Source organism: Nonomuraea sp. NPDC050663 (assembly GCF_044456985.1).
Classification (GTDB): Bacteria; Actinomycetota; Actinomycetes; order Streptosporangiales; family Streptosporangiaceae; genus Nonomuraea.
In genome coordinates, this window is record NZ_JBITGL010000023.1 from 1 (window position 1) to 23,555 (window position 23,555).

Consider the following 23,555-nt stretch of genomic DNA (forward strand, 5'->3'; position numbering starts at 1 on the left):
GTTCAGGGGTAGATGTCGCAATCCACACCGAACCCGGAAGCCCTTCCTCATGCCAAAACGATCATCCCCTGTACTCAACCTCTGTGGTCAGTACACCTAGCCGGCCACCGGTTCCTGCGCCTTCGACGGCGTCAGCCGCCCTTCCCTCCACAACGCGAAGCCGGTGATGAGGGCCCCCGCCCCCTCCCAGATCCCCACGCCCAGGAACTCCTGCGGCGCGGCCCCCGTGACCACCAGCGTGGTGAACACCGTGAACGTCACCAGCCGGAACGGCACCGTCCAGCGGAAGAACGGCACGAAGTCGTGCGCGGCCGCGAAGACGTAGTACACGCCCATGTTGATCGCCGCCATCGACGAGGCCGCCATGTACACCTTCGTGTAGTCGCCGGGCGCCCGCTCGCCGAGCACCTCGAAGCCCAGCAACCCGAGCAGCCCGTCCGGCTGGACGAGCCCGTAGAGGCCCAGGGCGAAGGCGAGGAAGCCGAAGACCGCAATGGTCCAGCCGGACGAGGAACGCGGAAGACGCACGGAAATCCCCAAAAGTAGCTTTTATGGCAGTTCTTTGAGTGAACAGCATGAGGCAACGGCGAGGACAGCAAAAGATCTTCCAAATGTTCGAATAAATGTCGAACGATGGTCGATAGGTTGCTTACATGTCCCAGCCAGACAGGCAACTGCGGCAGATCGCCAAGCCCTTCGTGGCCGAAGGCCCGCCGGCAGTGGCGATCCGTGATCGGCTCAAAGGTCTGACTGCGCGCGACGAGCAGGTGCTGCGGGCGGTCGGAGCTCACCTGGGCAGTCTGGCCTCGGCCGATGTGAAGTCACGCTGCTCCGATGGACGCACCCATGACGGCAGGGCCTGGGCAGCACGCAAGCGGGAGCTGACCGCTCAGTCGTCTTCTCGCTGGGCGGGATCGATAACCAGGGCGAGCAACGATCAGTGGGCGCTGGCCCGCCGATGTCAACAACGGCACATCGAGTCACTGCAGTCGGCGACGCGGATGATACGACACAGGCTGTCGCAGCCTCTGCGATCCAAGGGCACGAGACGACTGCCAGGTGGCTACCGGTCCCGCAAGGAGTGGCATGCCAAAGCGCGGCGATCGGGCATGCTCGAAAGACGACTGGAGCGATTGAGGGCCGAGTTCGCGTCCGGAGCGGTCCACGTGGTGCGCGGTGGCCGGCGCCTGCTCAACACCCGACATCACCTTCAGCCCGCCGGGTTGACCGAAGTGACGTGGCGAGCTCTCTGGGAAGCCGAACGCTGGCACTTGGCCGCCGACGGCGAGACGGGCAAGCACCTCGGCAACGAGACCATCCGGGTGACGCCGGATGGTGAAGTCTCGTTGCGGCTCCCGGCCCCACTGGCGTATCTGGCTAATGCCCCACGCGCTCGATATGTGCTGAACGCCCGAGTGGCTTTCGCTCATCGCCGCGTCGAGTGGGCCGATCGCATCACCCTCCGCCGCGCGGTGGCCTATCGCATACACCTCGATGTGGCACGGAACCGCTGGTATCTGACCGCCTCGTGGCAACGCTCGCCCCTCCCAGATATTCCACTCGAAACCGCGCTGGCGGAGGGGGTGATCGGTGTCGATCTCAACGCCGACCATCTGGCCGCCTATCACCTTGATGCGAAGGGCAATCCAGTCGGTGGCCCGCGCCGCTTCTTCTACGACCTGTCCGGCAGGGCGCCCCATCGCGACGCCCAGGTCCGGCACGCCCTTGCACGACTGCTCCACTGGGCGAGACAGCGCGGTGTGCGGGCCATCGCGGTCGAAGACCTCCGTTTCGCCGCCGCCAAGACCAGGGAGGCCTACGGCCACAACCGGCGCCTCAGGCAGGTCATCTCGGGAATTCCGACCAGCAAGTTGCGGGCTCGGCTGACGGCCATGGCGACCGCGTATGGCCTGGCGATCGTGGCCGTGGACCCCGCGTATACCTCCCGGTGGGGCGACGAACACTGGCGACGTCCCCTGAGCACCGGCCGTCGAACTCTCACTCGCCATGACGCGGCCGCGGTCGCGATCGGACGACGCGCTATGGGGCTGACGATCCGGCGTCGGGCGGCACCGCCCCATGCTCACCAGAGCGATGAGCATGGGCCTCGGACCGTCCAGGCCGCGTCGTCGGCGCCGAAGCGTGAGGAACCCCGCCATCTCGTCACGGATCGTGCTCCCGAGGCACGCCCGCCGGGCGACGACTGTACGCGGGAGACCAGGGCATCCACGACCGTTCGGGATGCGCGCGGGGATCAGGCGTCAAGTCGCGACATTTCTCCCTGAACCCCGACAAGGAACGGTGTAATCTTCGAGGCGCTCTTATCTTGCACCCCGGAGTCCACATGCCCCCCAAGCGTGGCCGCCCGATCGCCCTCAAGATCCTCATCCTGCTCTCCGTCCCCCTGGTGGCGCTGGCCGGGTTATGGGGCTTCGCCGCCGGCCTGACCGGCAACGACGGGCTGCGGCTGCTGGAGATCGACAGCCTCGTCGAGAACCTGGCCACCCCCTCCGAGCAGGTCAACATCGAGCTGCAGCGCGAGCGCCTGCTGACGGTCGAGCTGTACACGGGGGCGCCCAGGCAGTACGACCTGGTGCGGCAGCGGGCCGCCACCGACGTGGCGGTGGCCAGGCTGGCGGCCTCCATCGAGGAGCAGGGGAGCCTGGCTCCCGAGCTGAAGACCCAGGTGAACGCCCTCACGCGCGAGCTCGACGGGTTGCGCTCGCTGCGCGGGGAGGTCGACGGGCGCACGGTCACCGTGGTGCGCGCGATGGGCGTCTACAACCGCATGGTCGACGCCGGCTTCCGCATGTACGACAAGCTCATCCTGGTGCCCGAGCTGGCGCTGTACCGGCAGGCGCGGGCGGTGACCTCGCTGGGCGAGGCCAAGGAGCTGATGTCGCGCGAGCGGGCTCTGATCGTCGTGGTCATGGCGGCCGACCGGGTCGACGACGAGGTCCGGGCGATGTTCGCCGAGACGGTCGCCACCCGGCGGCTGCTGTTCGAGCAGGCGTTGTCGTACCTCGACGGCAACCTGCGCCGGCCCTACCTCCAGCTGGAGGGCTCGCCGCGATACAAGCGTTTCCTGGAGATCGAGGACGTCGTCCAGGCGCAGTCCATCGGCACCGGCCTCCCCGCGTCGTCGGCCTCGTGGCCCGGGGTGAGCGCGCAGTTGTGGGGCGAGATCGAGCGCAACCAGGTGCAGTCGGTGGCGGGTCTGGTCGACCGGGTGACCCCGGCGGCCTCGAGCATCCTGGTCAAGATCGCGGTGGCGGGCGTGCTGGGCCTGGTGGCCGTGGGTGTGGCGATCTGGGTCTCGCTGCGTTTCCGCCGCAAGCTGGTGCGCGAGCTGGCCGGGCTGCGTGACGCGGCGACGGCGCTGGCGCATGCCGGGCTGCCGCAGGTGGTCAGGCGCCTGCAGAGCAACCCGCGTGCCGTACCCGAGTCGATGCCGCTGGAGATCCGCACGCTGACCACCGAGGTCGCGGACATCGCGCACGCGTTCAACTCGGTGCAGACCACGGCGATCGAGGCCGCGGCGGGCCAGGCGAGGCTGCGGCACGGCGTCAACCAGGTCTTCGTCAACCTGGCGCGGCGCAACCAGTCGCTGCTCCACCGCCAGCTCCTGCAGCTGGACGAGATGGAGAAGGCCGCGCCCGACCCGGAGACCCTGGAGGACCTGTTCAGGCTGGACCACCTGACCACGCGCATGCGCCGCCACGCGGAGAGCCTGATCATCCTGTCGGGCCAGGCGGCGGGGCGCGGCTGGCGCCGTTCCGTGCCGATCGTGGACGTGCTGCGCGCGGCGGCCGCCGAGGTCGAGGAGTACGCGCGGGTCGAGATCACCCTCCCGCCGAAGCTGGCGCTCACGGGCGGGGCGGTGGCCGACGTGGTGCACCTGCTCGCCGAGCTGATCGAGAACGCCACGCTGTTCTCTCCGCCGACCACGCGGGTGGACGTTCGGGCGTTCCGGCCCGACGAGGGCGGCGGCCTGGCGATCGAGATCGAGGACCGCGGGCTCGGCCTGCCCCAGGCCGACCTCGACGAGCTCAACGCGCGGCTGCGCACCGCCCCGGAGTTCGATCTGGCGGAGAGCGACCGGCTGGGGCTGTTCGTGGTGAGCAGGCTCGCGGGCCGTCACCAGATCACCGTGACGCTGGGCCCGTCGCCGTACGGCGGGCTGACGGCCACGGTGCTGCTGCCGAGCTCGGTGATCGCCGACCAGCTGGCCCTCAGCAATTAGCCGCCGTTGAGCAGGTAGCGGGTGGTGCCGGAGTCGCGGGCCTCGGCGGCGAGCACGAGCCTGGCGTGCGCGGGCGCCGGAAGCAGCTCGCGCGCCTCATCCACGCTGAAGAACCCGTACTCGTCGAGCTCCGCCTCCTGCAACGCGATGGGGGTGTCGGCGGGCAGCGTGCCGCAGTCGAACAGGAAGTGCACCAGCGGGTAGGGCCGGGGCGGCAGGGCGTCGTTCCACTGCACCACCAGCAGCTGCCCGGCCGCCAGCTCCAGCCCGAGCTCCTCACGCACCTCGCGCACGCACCCCCGCGCCGGTTCCTCCCCCTCGTCGATGCCGCCGCCGGGGAAGAGCCAGTGGTCGCGGTAGTTCGGATTGACCAGGAGGACCCGCCCGTCAGGGTCGGTGATGTAGGCCCCGGACCCGGCGAGCACCCGGTAAACGGACTGCCAGTAATTGTCCATGAAATCCCCTAAGTACTCTTTTACTCATGGCGCTGCTCTTCTGGGCCGTCGGCGTGCTCGCCTACCTCGTCGCGGTCTTCCACCGACAATCGCTCAGTGTGGCAGGCCTCGACGCCGCCGAACGGATGGGCGTCGGCGAGGCGGGCATGGCCACGCTGGCCATGCTCCAGCTCCTCGTCTACGCCCTCATGCAGGTCCCCGTCGGCGTCCTGCTCGACCGTTTCGGCTCCAAGCGCCTGCTGCTGACCGGCGCCCTCACCATGGCCGCCGGCCAGCTGGTCTTCGCGCTGTCCGACAACCTCCTGTACGGCATCGCGGCCCGCATGCTGATCGGCCTGGGCGACGCGATGACGTTCATCAGCGTCATCCGCCTGGTGAACCTGGCCTTCCCGCCCCATCGCAACCCGCTGCTCGTCCAGCTGACGGGCCTGATCGGCCAGCTCGGCGCGATCGCCTCGACCGTGCCGATGATCGCCGCGCTGCACACCTACGGCTGGACGCCGACCTTCTACGGCGCCGCGGGGGTGGGCGTGGTCATGGCGGTGCTGCTGATCGCCGTCCTGCGCGACAAGCCGTCGGGGCGCGTCGCGGAGCCGGGGCTGAAGGCGGCCTGGACTCATCCCGGCACCCGCCTGGGCATGTGGACCCACGTCGCCACGCAGTGCTCCGCCGCCGCCTTCCTCCTGCTGTGGGGTTACCCGTTCCTTGTCGAGGGCCAGGGCCTGGCGCCCCAGACGGCGGGCGTGCTGCTTGCGACCCTCACGGCGGTGGGCATGGTCTGCGGCCCCGTCCTGGGCCATCTGGCCGGCCGTTACCCGCTGCGGCGCTCCTGGCTGGTGCTCGGCGTGATCGGATCGACCGTCGCCGCGTGGACGGTGGTGCTGGCCTGGCCGGGGCGCGCGCCGATGTGGCTGCTCGTCGTGCTCGTGGTGGTGCTCGCCGCCAACGGCCCCGGCTCGATGATCGGGTTCGACTACGCGCGCACCTTCAACCCGGCCGCACGCATCGGCGCCGCGACCGGGATCGTCAACGGCGGCGGATTCCTGGCCTCCATGTCGGTGATCGCGCTGATCGCGATCGGCCTGGAGGTGTTCGACGACTACCGGCTCGCCTTCCTGCTGCAGTATCCGGTCTGGCTGCTCGGCGTGGTCCAGGTGCTCCGGTACCGCGCCAAGGCCAGGCGGCTACTCGCCCAGCTGGACGAAGGGCTCGGGGAAGTGCGCGGTGCCCAGGAGCCTGCGCTCGGCACGAAGGCGCTCGACTAGCGCGATCCGGGTCCGCGAGGCCAGGTCGGCGTCGTGGTCGTGGACATAGCGGATCGTCGGGTCGGCCAGCTGCACGGGATGGTGCAGGATGTCGGCGGCCAGGGTGAACTCCCCGGTCTCGACGATCTGGTGACCGGGTGTGTGCCCTGGCGTGTGCCGTACCCACACCCCAGGGGCGACCTCGGCGTCGCCGTCGACGGTGGTCATCAGCTCGCCCAGCGGGTTGGGCTCGGCCGCCTGCACGATGTGACGCGCGTTGCGGAAGACCGGCTTGCCGTCGACGACGGTGCCGCCGTAGTGGTCGCTGTGCATGTGGGTGATGATCACCGTGTCGACGTCGCCGGGCTCGACCCCCACCGCGGCGAGCTCGCGCAGCAGGTGTCCGGGAGCCGGCGCCCAGTCGGAGGTCGGCCCGATGCCGGTGTCGACCAGGGTCACGTGGCCTTCGTCGCCGCGAAGCAGGTAGCAGTGGAAGTGGAGGATCCACTCGCCCTCGTCGTGCGTCGCCCCGAGGAAGGTCTCCTGGAACGGCCTGCGGAGCGAGGGCCCCATCGGGCCGGCAGCGTCGCACAGCGGCGTTATCTCGACTGTACCGATTCTTCGTGACTCGTACGGCATGCGGCCGATTGTCTCAGGCGGCGACCGGGTGGAACTCGTTGTCCAGGTCGGCGGCGTAGACCGCGCGGCAGCAGTTGGCGCAGCGGTACACGATCGGGCCCTCGTCGAGCTGCTGGTGACAGTCAGGGCAGTGGGTCTTCTGCATCTTTCTCTCCCCCTTGTGGTGAAGCCATGGAAGCACGGGTCGGTTGCAGTGCACTTGACACGATGACCCCCGCGCTGCTAATCGTTCTATGACCTAGTACGCAGTCGCGTCAGCGACTTCCCGGGAAATAGTCCGATCGGGTGATGCGTTCTAGGTGCCAGCGGCGTCGAGCTCCAGCTCCGCCCGATTCCATTTCTTTTCCCCGCTTCAAGCGGGCTGCCCTCCAAGGGATCCTCATGTCTGTAGAAACCATTCCCAAGCAGCGCCCTGCCACGACCGTGAGCGGGCTGCTGGACATCCGCGACCGCGCGGCGTTCCTGCGCACCTCCTACGCCCCCTCACCCGGGGACGTACGGCTCTCGACCGACCGCGTCAAGCAGCTGGGCCTGCGCTCGGGAGACCACGTCGTCGCCCTCGTGACCGGCACCAAGCTCACCGAGGTCGTCTCGGTCAACGGCAGCGCCGAGTGGCGCTCGCGACCGCACTTCAACGATCTCACCCCCGTCCATCCCGACTCCCGGCTGAACGTGGAGACCGACTCGCTCACCACCCGCGTGGTGGACCTGTTCGCCCCCATCGGCAAGGGCCAGCGCGGGCTCATCGTGGCCCCGCCCAAGGCCGGCAAGACCATGGTCATGCAGGCGCTGGCGGCCGGGATCGCGCGCAACCACCCCGAGGTCACGCTCATGACCGTCCTGGTCGGCGAGCGTCCCGAGGAGGTCACCGAGATGCGCGAGACCATCCCGGGCGAACTCGCCTACTCCACCTTCGACCGTCCCGACCGCGACCACGCGGCCGTGGCCGAGCTGGCCGTCGAGCGCGCCAAGCGCCTGGTCGAGCTGGGCCACGACGTGGTCCTGCTGCTCGACTCGCTGACGCGGCTCGGGCGCGCCTACAACAACCTCGCCCCGGGCGGCGGGCGCGTGCTCACCGGCGGCATCGACGCCGGCGCCGTCTACCCGCCCAAGCGCTTCTTCGGCGCCGCCCGCAACCTGCGCGAGGGCGGCTCGCTGACCATCCTGGCCACCGCTCTCGTCGAGACGGGCTCCAAGATGGACGACGGTCTCTTCGAGGAGTTCAAGGGCACCGGCAACATGGAGATCAGGTTGTCGCGCGGCCTGGCCGACAAGCGCCTCTACCCCGCCGTCGACCTCGACTCCTCCAGCACCAGGCGCGAGGAGCTCCTCTTCGCCCCCGGCGAGCAGCAGGTCGTCTGGAAGCTGCGCCGCATGCTCACCTCGCTCGAGAAGCAGCAGGGGCTGGAGCTGCTGATCGGCAAGCTCCGCGAGACCCCGTCGAACGCCGCCTTCCTGGCCGAGGCGCTGTCCGCCTGATAATGGACGGATGCTCGCTGACATCGTCGACCACCTCCGCTGCCCGGTCTGCCACGACCCGGTACGGCTCGCGGACGGCGCGGTGCGATGCCCCCGGCGACACGCCTTCGACGTGGCGCGGCAGGGATATGTGAGCTTCCTGGCCGGTTCCCAGGCGCCGGGAACCGCCGACACCCCCGAGATGGTCGCCGCCCGCGCCGCCTTCCTCGCCGCAGGGCACTACGCGCCGCTGGCCGCCGCGCTGGCCGAGCTCGCCGCGACCGCCCCATCGGCCCGCGTGCCCCCGACCCGGGCGACCGAGACCCACGGCTCCCCGATCCACGGCTCCCCGATCCACGGCTCCCCGGCCCACGGCTCCCCGGCCCACGGCTCCCCGATCCACGGCTCCCCGGCCCACGACTCCCCGGCCCACGACTCGCCGGTGGTCGTCGACGCCGGTGCCGGCACCGGCTACTACCTCGCCGCCGTGCTCGACCGCCTGCCCGGAGCGACGGGCATCGCCTTCGACATCTCCAAGCACGCGATCAAGCGAGCCGCCAGGGCCCACGAGCGCCTGGGCGCCTTCGTCGCGGACGTCTGGAAGCCCCTCCCCATCGCCGACAACGCCGCTGACCTGCTGATCGACGTCTTCGCCCCGCGTAACGGACCGGAGTTCCTCCGCGTGCTCAAGCCGGGCGGCAGGCTGGTCGTCGTGACACCGGGAAGGTCACATCTCAGTCCCCTGGTTGACGAACTGGGTCTGTTGTCGGTTGATGATGCAAAGGAGCAGCGGATCTCCCGGAGCCTGACCGGTTTCACCGAGGTCGGGAGGCGGACCGTGAGGGCCCGGATGCTGCTCGACAGCGCGGAGATCGTTCAGGTGGTGGCGATGGGACCAAGCGCGTGGCACACCGACATGTCAGGACTCAAGGAACGCCTGGCGAAAAATCATGGCAAGGTGGCGGTGGGGGCCGAGTTTCACCTGTCTACCTTCGAAGCCCTAGCATGATCAAGACCCCTTCCTTGACTGACTGGTGTGGCTGATGTTACTGATGGGCGGTTTGAGGAGTAATTTCCTCATATTCCCGCACAATCACCACATCTTCTCTGGCCTCAGGCGCAATACTGGACGGCAACCTAGGCCGGGCCAGAGGAGGGAACGCGGCTGATGAAGGCCGAGGAACGCTGGCAAGCCAGGTTCCGGGCTCCCCGGATGACGCTGCCCACCTGGGCACGTCAGGCCCCGAACCGAGCGATCTATCGCTGCGACGCCTCCGGCACCTGGGAGATCTACGCCTGGGACCGCACCACCGGCGCCACCCGGCAGGTCACCGACCAGCCCGCGGGCACCACGGAGTACGCCGCGATCGACCCCACGGGCCAGTGGATCTACTGGTTCCGCGGCATCGACGGCGACGAGCTGGGCATGTGGATGCGCCAGCCGTTCCGCGGCGGCCCCGACGAGGTCGTCGCGCCCGGCGTGGAGATCGGCCAGCCGGGCGGCTTGGCCGTCTCGGCCACCGGCGTGGCGGTCATCAGCCTCGCGCACGGCGGCTACTTCGCCACCTACCAGATCCGCCCGGGAGAGCAGCCACGCGCTCTCTACGAGCACTCCGAGGCCGCCTGGGTCACCGACATGACCCTCGACGGCGAACTGGTCGCGCTCAACCACACCGAGAACGGCGACTTCCGCCACCCGGCGCTGCGCGTGGTGCGCCAGGACGGCCAGGTGGTGGGCGAGCTGTCCGACCCCGGCAAGGCCGTACGCGGCCTGAGCTTCTCCCCCGTCCTGGGCGACCGCCGCCTGCTGGCGCTGCACGAGCGGCGCCGGCGCAGCGAGCCCCTCGTGTGGGACCCGGTCACCGACGAACGGCGCGAGATCTGGCTGAAGGACTCGGGCGAGCTGAGCGCCGAGTGGTACGCCGACGGCCGGGCGCTGCTCATCAGGCGCGAGGAGCGGGCGCGCACCTACCTTCACCGCTACGACCTGGCCGGCGGCGGCCTGACCCCCATCGACACCCCGCACGGCGTCATCGAGGAGGCCCGGCCGCGCCCCGGCGGCCAGGTGGAGTACTCCTGGTCCAGCGGCTCGCGCCCGCCGGTCATCCGCTCGACGACCGGCCAGCTGGTCATGCAGGGCGGACCGTCCGCGCCGCCGAGCGTGCCGGTCGAGGACATCGACGTCGAGGGCGAGGGCGGGCGCATCCACGCGCTCGTCTCGCGCCCCGAGCACGGTTCCGGGCCGCACCCCGCCGTCTTCCTGCTGCACCGCGGCCCCTGGTCGCACGACGACGACTCCTTCTCGCCCGAGGCCGCGGCCTGGGTCGACGCGGGATTCGCCGTGGTGCGGGTCAACTACCGCGGCTCGACCGGGTACGGCGCGGCCTGGCGTGACGCGCTGCACGGCGAGGTGGGCCACATCGAGCTGAGCGACGCCGCGGCGGTGCGCCAGCACCTGGTCACCCGCGGCATCATCGATCCCGACCGCACCGCGCTCACCGGGCGGCTGTGGGGCGGCTTCCTGACCCTGCTGGGCCTGGGCACCCAGCCGGAGCTGTGGGCGGCGGGCATCGCGAACATGCCCATCGGCTGCTGTGTCACCGCCTACGAGGACGCCACCGAGGGTCTGCGCGCGTTGTACCGCGCGGTGTTCGGCGGCTCACCCACCGAGCAGCCGGAACGCTACGCGGCCAGCTCCCCCATCACCTACGTCGACCGGATCAAGCAGCCCGTGCTGATCCTGGCCAGCGAGACCGAGAAGGTCATCACGACCAGGCAGCTCGAGAAGTACATCGCCAAGCTCTCCGAGCACGGCCGCGAGCACGACGTCTACATGTACGAGTCGGGCCGCCGCTCGCTCGTCGTCGGCGAGCGCATCGCCCAGCTGAGCGCTCAGCTGGAGTTCGCCCGCAAGCACATCTGACAGATCGTCAACAGTTACCCCCTCCGGCCTCATTGAACGTCGGCCCTCCGGCCTGCCAGCATCGCGCCACCCCAGCGCCCTCCGGAGGGTTGAACGTGACAACAACCGCTGAGCACACGCCAGAGGTCAACCGCCTCAAGAAGAACGCGGTAGGCCTCATCGGCGTCATATTCATGGCCGTGGCCACCGCCGCGCCCATCACCGCGATGACCGGCAACGTCCCGATGGTCGTGGGCTTCGGCAACGGCCTCGGCGTTCCCGCCGCCTACCTGTTCGCCACCGTCGTGCTGACGATCTTCAGCGTCGGCTACACCGCGATGGCCAAGCACATCACCGCCGCGGGCGCCTTCTACGGCTACATCTCGCACGGCCTGGGCCAGGTCGCGGGCATGGTGGCCGGGCTGCTGGCGACCATGGCCTACGTGGTCTTCGAGGCCTCGATCATCGGCTTCTTCGCCTACTCGGGGCACGACCTGTTCAAGACCATGCTGGGCGTGGAGATCCACTGGCTGGTGTTCGCCGTCGTCGGGCTGGCACTCAACGCCGTCCTGAGCTACTTCGACATCAACCTGACCGCCAAGGTGCTCGGCGTCTTCCTGATCACCGAGATCGCGATGCTCGGGGCGGTCGCCCTGGGCACTCTGGTCACCGGCGGCGGCCCCGACGGCCTGATGGCCGAGACGCTCAACCCGGTCAACGCCTTCACCGTCACCGGCCTGGCCGAGGGCGCCGTGGGTCTGGGCCTGTTCATGTGCTTCTGGTCGTGGGTGGGCTTCGAGTCGACCGCCATGTACGGCGAGGAGTCGCGCGAGCCCAAGCGCATCATCCCGATCGCCACGCTCGTGTCGGTGGTCGGCATCGGCCTGTTCTACACCTTCGTCTCGTGGATGACGGTCGCCGCGAACGGCAAGGGCGCGACCGCGCTGGCGGCCGAGTCGTTCGCCGAGATCTTCTTCAGGCCCGCCGGCGAGCTCTTCGGCTCGTGGGCGGTCGGCCTGTTCAAGATCCTCATCCTGACCGGCTCGTTCGCCTGCGCGATGGCCTTCCACAACTGCGCCTCCCGCTACCTCTACGCGCTCGGCCGCGAGAACCTGGTCCCCGGTACGGCACGCACGCTGGGCCGTACGCACCCGGTCCACGGCTCGCCGCACATCGCCGGTTTCGTGCAGACGGGTGTCTCCCTCGTCCTCGTGCTGGCCTTCTTCGCCGCCGGCATGGACCCCTACCTGCACCTGTACACGCTGCTGGCGGTCCTGGGCACGATGGCGATCCTCATCGTGCAGACCATGTGCTCGTTCGCGGTCATCGGCTACTTCCACGTCAGGAAGAAGCACCCGGAGACGGCGAGCACCTGGCGCACCCTGATCGCTCCGCTGGCCGGCGGCGTTCTCATGGGCTACGTGGTGGTCCTGCTGCTGCAGAACCAGAAGGCGGCCGCGGGAGCCGCCGCCGAGTCGGCGCTGTTCACCGCCATCCCGTGGATCGTGATCGGGTTCGCGGTGGCCGGCGCGGGCCTGGCGCTCTACCTCAAGGCCCGGCGCCCGGACCGTTACCGGCTCATCGGCCGTATCGTCCTGGAGGACACGGTCGAGCGCGACTGACGAGCGGCGGGCGGCTCCTCGATCGCGAGGGGCCGCCCTGGCCGGTCAGTTCAGCCGGTAGAAGTTGCGGTAGTGGTCCGGCGTGAACCAGGTCGCGCCGGTGCTGCGGTTGACGACGATCCGCAGGGCGTCGCGGCGGGCGCCCCTGTCGCGCGAGTAGAGGTCGTACTCGTAGTAGGTGGCCGCCACGGGCAGCTGGCGCTCGCGGTTGTAGTGGCGCCCGCCGGTGAAGTTGTACAGGCCGGTGGGGCTCCAGTAGTACCAGCCTCGGCTGGTCGGGAAGCCGAGGGCCGCCCAGCCGGCGCGCGCGGTGCGTGCGTCGTCGCACCTGGCGATGGTGCAGGTGGGGTAGACCGCGGCCGAGGCCGGTGCCGAGGTCGGCACGGTGACGGCGAACACCGCGGTGAGGACGAGCAGGAATCTGGTCAGCCGGGGCAGACGCAACAGAGCCTCCGAGTCGCTGGGGATCATGGCCGTGCCCTTAGACGATCGCCCCATGGCAACGGACTGCGAAGAACACTTGCGCAAATCGGCATAGCTGGCGGGGGCCTTCGTACAGAGTCGGCAATCCGCCCATCAGGCCTTCATCAACCTGCTTCATTTGTCCAGATTTGTCCCTAATGATCGATGGGGTATGCCGCGACCGCGGTGCGATGAACTGGGGGAATCATCATGGGCCACGCCCTTCGTGCAGTAGCCGGCGCCACCCTCGCCGGGGCCGTCGCGCTCGCCGGCCTCGTCGCCGGACCGGCGTCGGCGGCACCCGCCACGCCCACGCCGACGCCGACACCGACCACGACGGCGACCGGGACGGCGACCGCGTCCGCCCCGGCGGACCCGTCCGCGGCGCCCAGCCCGACCAGCACGGCGACCTGTCGCTACTACGTCAACGCCAGCAAGCCCATCCCGGTCAAGTCGGGCCCCGGCAAGAAGTACACGACCCAGGCCTGGATCTCCCCCGACCGCGAGCGCCCGATCTTCGGCAACTGCGCGGAACCCGGCACCGGCCCGTCGCACTGGGTGAAGATCAGCCAGGGCAGCCACAAGGGCGGCTGGGTCTGGCGCAACTGGCTCGACCGGATCTGAGTTGCCCTGACACCGGCGACAGGGTTCTAGCGTCGCCGTCATGAGATTCGGCATCAGCTACAGCACGCCCTACCACGGCATCGACCCCGACGGGATCATGGCCTACGCGCAGGATGCGGAGGAGTGCGGCTTCGAGTCCTTCTACGTGCCCGAGCACATCGTGCTCTACAAGGGCGCGATGGTCGGGCGCTACGAGCTGCCACCCGCTCTGCCGTACCTCGACCCGCTCGACACGCTGGGCTTCGTGGCGGCATCGACGCGTCGCATCCTGCTCGGCACGGGCGTGTTGCTGCTGCCGTACCACCACCCGGTCGTCCTGGCCAAGCGGCTGGCCACCGTCGACGTGCTGTCGAAGGGGCGCATGCGGCTGCTGACCGTGGGACTCGGGGCGCTGCCCGGCGAGGCCGGGGCCGTGGGCGTCGACTTCGCCACGCGCGGGCGGCGCGCCGACGAGGCCATCGACGTCATGCGCCTGCTGTGGCAGGGCGGCCAGGACGGCGTCGCCTTCGACGGGGAGTTCTTCTCCTTCGACGGGTTGGTGCAGTTTCCCCGGCCGCTGGGCAGGCTGCCGATCCACGTCGGCGGGTCGAGCCAGGCGGCCGCGCGGCGCGCGGGACGGCGTGGCGACGGGTTCTTCCCGGGCGGCGCGCTGACCGCCGAGGAGCGGGCCGCGCAGTGGGAGACCGCCCGATCGGCGGCCGCCGAGGCGGGGCGGGATCCCGGCGCGCTGGAGTACACCAGGGCCGGGTCGATCGACATCACGCCCGAGCAGGTCGAGGCGCTGGCTCTGCAGGGGGTCACGCGCATCGTGGTGAGCGCCGCCGCCGAGGAGCCGTCGGCCCGCCGCGAGGAGATGGCCGCCTTCGCGCAACGCTTCGGCCTGCGAGACCAGCCGCCCTCGCCGTGAAGCCACGGCGAGGCCGTACGACCGCCTCGCCGTAGAACCGCCGCGACGCCGTACGACCAGCTCGCCGTACGTGGAACCGGAGGCGGCCGTACGGCTAGCGCTCGGCTCGCAGCACCAGGATCGCCTGGTCGTCGGCGCTGGGCTCGGGGGCGAAGTCGGCGGCGCCGCGGCGGATGCGCTCGGCCACGGCCCGCGCCGACAACCCCGCGCACTCGGCGAGCATCTTGCCCAGCCCGCCGTCGTCGTCGAGCAGCCGCCCGCCGCTGCGCCGCTCGGTCACCCCGTCGGTGACGGCCAGCAGCACGTCGTCGGGATCCAGGTGCACGGTGTCGGCCTCGAAGACCACCTCGGGGAAGACCCCCAGCAGCGACTGCGGCGTCGTCACCGGCTCGACGACCCCGCTGGGGCGCAACCGCAGCGCCTCGGGGTGGCCGGCCGACACCATGCGCAGCTCCAGCCCCGACTCGCTCGGCGTGATCTCGCCGTGGAGCAGGGTGAGGAAGCGGGCTCGCTCGCCCTCCTCCAGGATCGCCTGGTTGAGCCGCCCCAGCACGGCGGCCACGCCGTACCCCTCGCGGGCCAGCAGGCGCAGCGTGTGGCGGGCCAGTCCGGTGACGGCGGCGGCCTCGGGGCCGGTGCCGCACACGTCGCCGATGGCGAAGCGCCAGGAGCCGTCACCGGCCTTGAACAGGTCGTAGAAGTCGCCGCCGACCTCGTTGCCCTCGCCCGCCGGCTCGTAGATGACGCCGTAGTCGAGGCCGGGCACGACGGGCTCGCTGGGCGGCAGCAGGCTGCGCTGCAGGGCGCGGCGGGCGGCCGCCTGCTCGGCGTAGAGCCGGGCGTTGTCGAGGGCCAGGGCGGCGCGGCGGGAGATGTCCTCCGCGAACTGGACGGTCTCGTCGGGGAACCGGTCGGGCCTGCCCAGGGACATCACGCCGAGGGCGCGCCCGCGCGCGATGAGCGGCACCGACACGACCTGGGAGTCGCCCAGGTGCGTGATGGAGATGCCGCGCGGCACGGCGAAGCCGGTCAACATGGCGCGCAGGTCGTCGTTGCGCGACTCGTCGGAGTGCCACAGGTAGGCCAGGTTGGCCGGGGCGGAGGCCGACTCGATCGTGTAGACGGCGCACCAGGTGGCCAGGCGCGGGACGACGATCTGGGCGATGATGGCCGGCACCATGCCGGGGTCGAGGGTGCCGGCGAGCAGGTCGCTCGCGTCGGCGAGGAACCCCAGCCAGTGGGGGCCGCGCGAGGTCTCCTCCGACCATTCGGCCTGCACCGACTCGGCCGAGCCCGGTAGCGCGATCCTTGCCCAATGGACACGGGATTCGCCCGCGAAGGTGATCCCCCACTCCTCGACGTCGGCGGTCGGGCCCTTGGGATCGGAGTCGTGGGAGATCCGCTGGCGCAGCTCGACCTGGACGGCGTCGCCCAAATGTTTCCAAATGATCTCGAAAGGTTCGTTGGACACCTGTGTGACCAGGTCACTGGCCACCTGCTCGGCGACACGCAGCACCGGAGCGGCGGCCCAGGCAGTCATCACCTCACGTGTGAACCGCTGCGCAGAGGGCACAGCGCTCTCGCCAGGGGCGAAGGTGGCAGCCAGGAGAGCACGAGGAGAACCAGTCATTGCTCCGTGCCTACCACACTTCCCGTTGACATGGGGTAAATCCAAGGGCAGGACTGGTGGCAAGCGATCGTGACAGACTGGCATCACTCGCGGCTGCACCCCGGGAGTGAAGGAGGTCACATGTCTGTTTCCACTCCTGAGGAGAGAACGTATACCGAGTCGGATCTGGTCCCGATTCTGGAGACGCTCTTCTCATGGCGCGACGGCGATTTCCGCCGTCGGGTTCCTCATGCGCCTCCCGGGATTCTCAGCGAGGTCCGTCTCCTGCTCAACGAGGTGGCCGACCGGCGCGAGCACCTGGCCAACGAGCTGCACCGGGTGCGGCGGGAGGTCGTGAAGGAAGGCCGCTTCCAGGAGCGGCTGACCCCCGGTCCGGGCGTCGGGGCGTGGGCGGAGAGCGTCGAGTCGGTCAACATGCTGATCAACGCGTTGGTGAGCCCCGTGAGCGGCGCCGCCGACGTGATCGACGCGGTGGCCAAGGGCGACCTGTCGCGCAGGATGGACCTGGAGCGCTCGGCGCGCGGCGAGGTGCGGCGGCTGGGCAAGGCCATCAACGGCATGGTCGACCAGCTCTCGCTGTTCACCTCGGAGGTGACCCGCGTGGCCCGCGAGGTCGGCACCGAGGGCAGGCTGGGCGGGCGCGCCGAGGTCAAGGGCATGTCCGGCTCCTGGCGCGACCTCACGGAGGCCGTCAACCAGATGTCGAGCCGCGTCTCGGCCCAGGTGCGCGACATCGCCGTCGTGACGACCGCGGTGGCCAAGGGCGACCTGTCACGCAAGGTGACGGTCGACGCGGTCGGCGAGATGTTCGAGCTGAAGAACACCGTCAACACGATGGTCGACCAGCTCTCCGCCTTCGCGGAGGAGGTGACCCGCGTCGCCCGCGAGGTCGGCACGGAAGGCAAGCTGGGCGGGCAGGCCCAGGTGAGCGGTGTCTCCGGCACCTGGAAGGACCTCACCGACAACGTCAACTTCATGGCCAACAACCTGACCATCCAGGTCCGCAACATCGCCACCGTGGCGACCGCGGTGGCCCAGGGCAACCTCAGCAAGAAGATCACCGTCGACGCGCAGGGCGAGATCCTGGAGCTGAAGGACACCCTCAACACGATGGTCGACCAGCTGTCGTCGTTCGCCGACGAGGTGAGCCGGGTGGCCCGCGAGGTGGGCACCGAGGGCAAGCTGGGCGGTCGCGCCGAGGTGAAGGGTGTCTCGGGCGTCTGGAAGGAGCTCACCGACAACGTGAACTCCATGGCCAACAACCTGACCTACCAGGTGCGCAACATCGCCCAGGTGACCACCGCCGTCGCCAACGGCGACCTGACCCGCAAGATCGACGTCGACGCCCAGGGCGAGATCCTGGAGCTGAAGTCGACCATGAACACGATGGTCGACCAGCTCTCGTCGTTCGCGGCCGAGGTGACCCGCGTGGCCCGCGAGGTCGGCACCGAGGGCCAGCTGGGCGGGCAGGCCCAGGTGAGCGGCGTCTCCGGCACCTGGAAGGACCTCACCGACAACGTCAACTTCATGGCCAACAACCTGACCATCCAGGTCCGCAACATCGCCACCGTGGCGACCGCGGTGGCCCAGGGCAACCTGACCAAGAAGATCACCGTCGACGCGCAGGGCGAGATCCTCCAGCTGAAGGACACCCTCAACACGATGGTCGACCAGCTCTCGTCGTTCGCCGACGAGGTGACCCGAGTCGCCCGCGAGGTCGGCACCGAGGGCCAGCTCGGCGGGCAGGCCCGGGTGCAGGGCGTGTCCGGCGTGTGGAAGGACCTCACCGACAACGTCAACTTCATGGCCAACAACCTGACCTCGCAGGTGCGCAACATCGCGGAGGTCACCACGGCGGTCGCCAAGGGCGACCTGACCCGCAAGATCGACGTCGACGCCCAGGGCGAGATCCTGCAGCTCAAGACCACGATGAACGTCATGGTCGACCAGCTGTCCGCATTCTCCTCCGAGGTCACCCGAGTCGCCCGCGAGGTGGGTTCGGAAGGACAGCTCGGCGGCCAGGCCCGGGTCGAGGGCGTGGAGGGCACCTGGAAACGCCTGACCGAGTCGGTGAACGAACTCGCCGGCAACCTCACCAACCAGGTGCGCGCCATCGCCACCGTGACCAGCGCCGTGGCCCAGGGCGACCTGACCCGCTCGATCGAGGAGGAGGCCAAGGGTGAGCTGGCGGAGCTGAAGGACAACATCAACTCGATGGTGGCCAACCTCCGCGAGACCACCCAGGCCAACCAGGAACAAGACTGGCTCAAGTCCAACCTGGCCCGTATCTCCCGCCTCACCCAGGGCCACCGCGACCTGGTCGAGGTCGCCAAGCTGATCATGAGCGAGATCACCCCGCTGGTGACCGCGCGCTACGGCGCCTTCTACGCCATCGATCCGGAGAGCGAGCAGAACCTCATCCTCATCGGCGGCTACGGCGTCAGGCCCGAGCGCAGCCCGCGCCCGACCTTCGCGCTGGGTGAGGGCATCGTCGGCCAGGCCGCGATCGAGGGCCTGCCGATCACGCTCGACGACGTGCCCGCGCAGTACATCACCATCGAGAGCGGGCTGAGCAGGTCGATCCCGGTCCAGATCGCGGTGCTGCCGATCCTGTTCGAGAGCCGCGTGCTGGGCGTGCTGGAGCTCGCCTCCTTCAGCAAGTTCCGCGAGGTGCACCTCGACTTCCTCACACAGCTGGTCGAGACCATCGGTGTCACGATGAACACGATCATCGCCAACTCCCGCACCGAGGACCTGCTCAAGGAGTCGCAGCGCCTGACCACCGAGCTGCAGGAACGTTCGGACGAGCTGGAGCGCCAGCAGGAGGAGCTGCGCCGCTCCAACGCCGAGCTGGAGGACAAGGCCGCCCTGCTGGCCAAGCAGAACCGCGCCATCGAGATCCAGAACTTCCAGATCGAGCAGGCCCGCCGCACCCTGGAGGAGCGTGCCGAGCAGCTGGCGGTCTCCGGCCGCTACAAGTCGGAGTTCCTGGCCAACATGTCGCACGAGCTGCGCACGCCGCTCAACAGCCTGCTCGTGCTGGCCAAGCTGCTGACCGAGAACACCGACGGCAACCTCACCGAGCAGCAGGTGGTGTACGCCAAGCACATCCACGGCTCGGGCTCGCAGCTGCTGCAGCTCATCAACGACATCCTCGACGTCTCCAAGGTCGAGGCGGGCAAGATGGACATCCATCCCGCCCAGCTCTCGCTGCCCAAGCTGCTCGACTACGTCGAGGCCGCCTTCGCCCCGCTGGCGCAGGACAAGGGCCTCAACTTCAGCATCGAGGTCGACGGGGTGCCGCAGGAGCTCCACACCGACGAGCAGCGGTTGCAGCAGGTCCTGCGCAACCTGCTGTCCAACGCCGTGAAGTTCACCCCCAAGGGCGAGGTACGGCTGCGCGTCGTCAAGGCGCCCGACCACACCGCCTACGAGCACGCCACCCTGCGCGACGTCGACACCGTGATCGCCTTCGAGGTGATCGACACCGGCATCGGCATCGCCCAGGACAAGCGCGAGATCATCTTCGAGGCCTTCCGCCAGGCCGACGGCACCACCAGCCGCAAGTACGGCGGCACGGGCCTCGGGCTGTCGATCTCGCGTGACATCGCCAGGCTGCTCGGCGGCGAGATCCGCGTCGACAGCGAGGTCGGCAAGGGCAGCACGTTCACGCTGTTCCTGCCGGCCACCTACGTCGGCCCTTCCGCGCGGGGCGAGGCGCCTCGCACGGCGCCCGCCGTGCAGCAGGAGGAGCCGCCGGTGTCGCTGCCCGAGCTCGCCTTCGACCTGCCGCTGCCGCAGGCTCCCGAGCTGCAGCAGCCCGCGGGAGCGCGCCGCTGGCAGGGTGACGACCCGCTGTCGGGGTCGAAGATCCTCATCGTCGACGACGACATCCGCAACGTCTTCGCGCTCACCAGCGTCCTGGAGCAGCAGGGCGCGACCGTGGTGTTCGCGGAGAACGGGCGCGAGGGCATCGAGCAGCTCGAACGCAACGAGGACGTGGCGCTCGTGCTGATGGACATCATGATGCCGGAGATGGACGGCTGGGCCACGACCTCGGCGATCAGGCGCATGCCGCAGTTCGCCGACCTGCCGATCATCGCGCTGACCGCCAAGGTCATGCGGGGCGACCGCGAGAAGAGCATCGCCTCCGGCGCCTCCGACTACGTGCCCAAGCCGGTCGACGTCGACCGGCTTCTGGAGCGGCTGCGCGGATGGCTCAGCCGCGGCCGTTCCGACGGCTCCCCCGACACCAGCGAGGAAGGATCCTGATCACATGGCGGATCGCGCGAAGATCCTCCTGGTCGACGACCGCGAGGAGAACCTGATCGCCCTGGAGGCGATCCTCAGCTCGCTCGACCTGGTGCCCGTGCGGGCACGGTCGGGCGAGGAGGCCCTGAAGGCGCTGCTCGGCACCGAGTTCGCCCTCATCCTGCTCGACGTGCGCATGCCGGGCATGGACGGGTTCGAGACCGCCGCGCACATCAAGCGGCGCGAGCGCACCAGGAACATCCCGATCATCTTCCTGACGGTCGTCGACAGCGCTCCCGACTACGCCTTCCGCGGTTATGCCGCGGGGGCGGTCGACTACCTCACCAAGCCCTTCGACCCCTGGGTGCTGCGGGCCAAGGTCCAGGTCTTCGTCGAGCTCTACAACATGAACCGGCGCCTGGCCGAGCAGGCGGTGCTGCTGCGCGAGCGCCTCACCGGCGAGCTGCCTCCCGGTGAGCCCCAGGATCAGGCGGCGGTGCTGCCGGAGCTGGCGCGACGGCTGACGGCGGTGGAGGACGAGCTGGCGCGGGCGCGCGAGCAGGCTCGCAAATCGGGCGACTCCTCGACGTCGTCGGCGATCAGCGACCTCACGGAAAGGGTCGCTCACCTGCGAGCAGGTTTTGACGCCCTGACTTGACCAGGGCTGTCAGGAAAAAACGAAGAAGGGCCTGTTAACACCGGAGAAACGTTGGTAATTTGGGAGCGCTCTCAAGATCTCGGGTAGGGTGCGCGATGTCGGATCTGCCCACGCTGGCACAGGTCGCAGCCGCGGCAGGAGTCTCCCCCGCCACGGCTTCCAGAGCTCTTTCCGGCTCGGTCCGGGTCAGCACCGCCACGCGGCGACAGGTCTACGACGCCATGTCGCGCCTGGGTTACGTGCGACACCGGGCCCCGCGCGGGGTGTCGGCCCGCCGTCAGGTGGCCGCCATCACCGCGGTGATCTGCGACCACCTGCCACGATTATTCTCCGAGCCCTTCTACACCAGGTTCCTGTCCGCGGCCAACGCGGTGCTCGAGGAACACGGCACCCAGCTCATGATGGCCACGGTCTCGCCCACCGCCACCACCGTGCCCTCGTTCACGGGGCCGGTGCTGCTCCTGGGGGCCAGGGAGCGCCATCCCCTGCCCATCGCCCTGTCCGCCTCAGGCATCCCCCTCCTGTGCATCGGCCGCCCGCCCGACTCCCTGCGCCTGCCGTACGCCGACGTCGACAACAGGGACGGCGCCCGCCAGGCCGCCGAGCACCTCCTGCTGTCGGGTCGCCAGCGGCTCACCGTGATCGCGGGACCGCCGCAGCTCTCCGTCACCCGCGACAGGATCGCCGGCTTCACGCGCCTGCTGCGCGAGGCGGGGCTGCCCGACCCGCTCGTCGCCTACGGCGACTTCACCGCCGCCTCCGGCGCCCACGCCATGCAGTGGCTGCTCAGCCACTCCCCCGGGCTCGACGCGGTGTTCGCCTGCTCGGACCCGATGGCCGCCGGAGCGCTCCAGACGTTGCGCCGGGCCCGCCGTGCCGTACCCGAGCAGGTCTCGGTGATCGGCTTCGACGACGCGCCCATCGCCCAGCGGACCGTCCCCGCGCTGACCACCGTGCGGCAGCCGGTCGAGGAACTGGCCGCCGTGGCGACCAGGATCCTGCTGTCAGGAGAGATCAGGCGGGATCCGATCCTGCCCACGGAGCTGGTCGTCCGTGCGTCCGCCTGACCCGCCGGACCAGCCGGCCGAACAGGCCTGCCGGGGTCCGGGGCTGGAGGCGGGCAGCCTGCTCGCCCGCCGTTACCTGCTGCTGGAGCCGCTGGCCGAGGGAGGCATGTCGGTCATCTGGCGGGCCTTCGACCAGTCGTTGTCGCGCCTGGTGGCGGTCAAGGTGCACAGCCTGCCGCTGCGCGGAGGACCCGAGGCCCGCGACCGCACCAGGTCGGAGGCGCGGGTCACCGCGCACATCGGCCATCCGGGCGTCGTCGACGTCTACGACTACGGCGAGAGCATCACCAGCCAGGGCGACATCGCCGCCTACGTCGTGATGCGCCTGCTCGACGGGGTGCCGCTGGCCGAGCGCATCTGCGACGGGCCGATGCCATGGGAGGAGGCCGCCGAGATCGGCCGCCGCATGGCGCTGGTCCTGCAGGCCACGCACGAGCTGGGCGTGGTCCACATGGACGTGTCGGCGGAGAACGTCCTGCTCACGCCCGACGGACCCAAGCTGCTCGACTTCGGCATCGCCGCCAGGGTCGGCGACCCCGACCACGGCAGCGGCACGCCGCCGTTCGTGGCGCCCGAGCGGATCGGCGCGGCGCCCGCGCATCCGGCCGTCGACGTCTACGCGCTCGGGGTGCTGCTCTACGCGATGCTCACCGGCACGACGCCCTATCCGGAGACCACCTGGGAGGAGCTCCAGGAGGTCCGTCGCACCGGGAAACCGCCCAAGCCGGCGGGAGCGCCCTGGGCGCTGGCCCGGCTCGTACGGCGGTGCCTGGCCACCGATCCCGCCGCGCGGCCCAGCGCCGCGGAGGCCGCCCGCGCGCTGGTATACCGGCCGGGCAGGCGCACCGGCCTGCTGGTGGCGGCCTCGATGGCCTGCGCGGTGGTGGTGGCCGCGGAGATCACCGCGCTGCTGCCCGACTCCCCCGCTGCGACGCCGGAGCGGCCGGGCACGGCGGCGCACCCGGCGGTCACCGTCACACCGGAACGCACCCCGTCGTACTCCGCGCCGTCGCAGTCCACGCCCTGGCTGTCCACGCCCTCGCCCGCCGCCCCGCAGCGGTCCGCCCCGGTGTCCACCCCCGCGCCCGCCAGGACGGTGCGGCCCTCGACGATCCCGGCGCCGACCCGGCGGGCCGACACGGTCGTCACGGCCGTGCAGGCCTTCCACGAGGTGCTGGCCAAGAGCGGGATCCGCGCCGACGTCGCCCTCGACCTGCGCCAGGTGCTGCAGAACCTGCTGTCGACGCCCCGGCCGACCGAGGAGCAGGTCGCGGGCATGCGGCAGAAGCTGGCCGACCGCGAGCGGGAGGGCGGGCTGCCGCCGTCGTACCGGGTGGAGCTGGAGATCCAGCTGACCCGCATCGCCTCGGCGATGCTCGAGAAGACCTGACGG

General features: G+C 70.0%; 19 protein-coding genes. 13 read left to right on the forward strand and 6 right to left on the reverse strand.

The window, feature by feature from the left end:
* Positions 1–96 precede the first annotated feature (96 nt).
* Entirely contained in the window at positions 97–528 is a 432-nt protein-coding gene (locus ACIBH1_RS43160; RefSeq protein WP_397319900.1) for a hypothetical protein, read from the reverse strand.
* 125 nt (positions 529–653) lie between these two features.
* On the opposite strand from ACIBH1_RS43160, the gene ACIBH1_RS43165 reads away from it, so the two are divergent.
* Positions 654–2,285, forward strand: a complete 1,632-nt coding sequence (locus ACIBH1_RS43165; RefSeq protein WP_397319901.1) for an IS200/IS605 family accessory protein TnpB-related protein — start codon at positions 654–656, stop codon at positions 2,283–2,285.
* Positions 2,286–2,344: 59 nt separating this feature from the next.
* Entirely contained in the window at positions 2,345–4,243 is a 1,899-nt protein-coding gene (locus ACIBH1_RS43170) for a nitrate- and nitrite sensing domain-containing protein (protein ID WP_397319902.1), read from the forward strand.
* Here ACIBH1_RS43170 and ACIBH1_RS43175 read toward each other — a convergent pair.
* Complete coding sequence (locus ACIBH1_RS43175) at positions 4,240–4,698, reverse strand: NUDIX domain-containing protein (protein WP_397319903.1); 459 nt, start codon at positions 4,696–4,698, stop codon at positions 4,240–4,242. The genes ACIBH1_RS43170 and ACIBH1_RS43175 overlap by 4 nt on opposite strands.
* A 26-nt stretch (positions 4,699–4,724) precedes the next feature.
* Between ACIBH1_RS43175 and ACIBH1_RS43180 the strand changes: the two genes are divergently transcribed.
* On the forward strand, positions 4,725–5,963 hold the full coding sequence (locus tag ACIBH1_RS43180; protein WP_397319904.1) for a nitrate/nitrite transporter: 1,239 nt from the start codon (positions 4,725–4,727) through the stop codon (positions 5,961–5,963).
* Here the strand turns inward: ACIBH1_RS43180 and ACIBH1_RS43185 are convergent.
* Together ACIBH1_RS43185 and ACIBH1_RS43190 are read right to left on the reverse strand one after the other, a co-directional pair.
* Entirely contained in the window at positions 5,883–6,515 is a 633-nt protein-coding gene (locus ACIBH1_RS43185; protein ID WP_397319905.1) for an MBL fold metallo-hydrolase, read from the reverse strand. The two genes, ACIBH1_RS43180 and ACIBH1_RS43185, sit on opposite strands and share 81 nt — an antisense overlap.
* A gap of 79 nt (positions 6,516–6,594) precedes the next feature.
* A complete protein-coding gene (locus ACIBH1_RS43190) occupies positions 6,595–6,726 on the reverse strand; it encodes a hypothetical protein (protein WP_281389635.1) in 132 nt (43 codons plus the stop codon).
* A gap of 236 nt (positions 6,727–6,962) precedes the next feature.
* On the opposite strand from ACIBH1_RS43190, the gene rho reads away from it, so the two are divergent.
* The 4 genes from rho (at position 6,963) to ACIBH1_RS43210 (ending at position 12,563) form a co-directional block, all read left to right on the forward strand.
* On the forward strand, positions 6,963–8,060 hold the full coding sequence (gene rho, locus ACIBH1_RS43195; protein WP_397319906.1) for a transcription termination factor Rho: 1,098 nt from the start codon (positions 6,963–6,965) through the stop codon (positions 8,058–8,060).
* Positions 8,061–8,070: 10 nt separating this feature from the next.
* Positions 8,071–9,048, forward strand: coding sequence for a putative RNA methyltransferase (locus ACIBH1_RS43200; protein WP_397319907.1), 978 nt, complete (start codon positions 8,071–8,073; stop codon positions 9,046–9,048).
* A 159-nt stretch (positions 9,049–9,207) separates the two neighbouring features.
* Positions 9,208–10,962 carry an alpha/beta hydrolase family protein gene (locus ACIBH1_RS43205; RefSeq protein ID WP_397319908.1) on the forward strand — a complete coding sequence of 585 codons (1,755 nt, stop codon included), beginning with the start codon at positions 9,208–9,210 and terminating at the stop codon, positions 10,960–10,962.
* Between the two features lie 95 nt (positions 10,963–11,057).
* On the forward strand, positions 11,058–12,563 hold the full coding sequence (locus tag ACIBH1_RS43210; protein ID WP_397319909.1) for an APC family permease: 1,506 nt from the start codon (positions 11,058–11,060) through the stop codon (positions 12,561–12,563).
* Positions 12,564–12,608: 45 nt separating this feature from the next.
* Here ACIBH1_RS43210 and ACIBH1_RS43215 read toward each other — a convergent pair whose 3' ends face one another.
* Positions 12,609–13,034: a ribonuclease domain-containing protein gene (locus ACIBH1_RS43215; RefSeq protein ID WP_397319910.1), complete on the reverse strand. Its 426-nt coding sequence runs from the start codon at positions 13,032–13,034 to the stop codon at positions 12,609–12,611.
* A 201-nt stretch (positions 13,035–13,235) separates the two neighbouring features.
* Between ACIBH1_RS43215 and ACIBH1_RS43220 the strand changes: the two genes are divergently transcribed.
* Positions 13,236–13,649 (forward strand): hypothetical protein, encoded by a 414-nt coding sequence (locus ACIBH1_RS43220; protein ID WP_397319911.1) that lies wholly within the window; start codon positions 13,236–13,238, stop codon positions 13,647–13,649.
* 40 nt (positions 13,650–13,689) lie between these two features.
* Positions 13,690–14,556, forward strand: a complete 867-nt coding sequence (locus ACIBH1_RS43225) for a TIGR03619 family F420-dependent LLM class oxidoreductase (RefSeq protein WP_397319912.1) — start codon at positions 13,690–13,692, stop codon at positions 14,554–14,556.
* Positions 14,557–14,650: 94 nt separating this feature from the next.
* Here ACIBH1_RS43225 and ACIBH1_RS43230 read toward each other — a convergent pair whose 3' ends face one another.
* The gene (locus tag ACIBH1_RS43230; RefSeq protein ID WP_397319913.1) at positions 14,651–16,096 is read right to left on the reverse strand and encodes a PP2C family protein-serine/threonine phosphatase; all 1,446 of its coding nucleotides are present in this window, start codon (positions 16,094–16,096) and stop codon (positions 14,651–14,653) included.
* A 210-nt stretch (positions 16,097–16,306) separates the two neighbouring features.
* Here ACIBH1_RS43230 and ACIBH1_RS43235 point away from each other — a divergent pair, with 210 nt between their 5' ends.
* The 4 genes from ACIBH1_RS43235 (at position 16,307) to ACIBH1_RS43250 (ending at position 23,552) form a co-directional block, all read left to right on the forward strand.
* Entirely contained in the window at positions 16,307–20,458 is a 4,152-nt protein-coding gene (locus ACIBH1_RS43235) for a HAMP domain-containing protein (RefSeq protein WP_397319914.1), read from the forward strand.
* Between the two features lie 4 nt (positions 20,459–20,462).
* Positions 20,463–21,095 (forward strand): two-component system response regulator, encoded by a 633-nt coding sequence (locus ACIBH1_RS43240; protein ID WP_397319915.1) that lies wholly within the window; start codon positions 20,463–20,465, stop codon positions 21,093–21,095.
* Positions 21,096–21,190: 95 nt separating this feature from the next.
* Entirely contained in the window at positions 21,191–22,162 is a 972-nt protein-coding gene (locus ACIBH1_RS43245; protein ID WP_397319916.1) for a LacI family DNA-binding transcriptional regulator, read from the forward strand.
* Positions 22,149–23,552 (forward strand): protein kinase, encoded by a 1,404-nt coding sequence (locus ACIBH1_RS43250; protein ID WP_397319917.1) that lies wholly within the window; start codon positions 22,149–22,151, stop codon positions 23,550–23,552. The genes ACIBH1_RS43245 and ACIBH1_RS43250 overlap by 14 nt, the downstream gene beginning before the upstream one ends.
* Positions 23,553–23,555 lie beyond the last annotated feature (3 nt).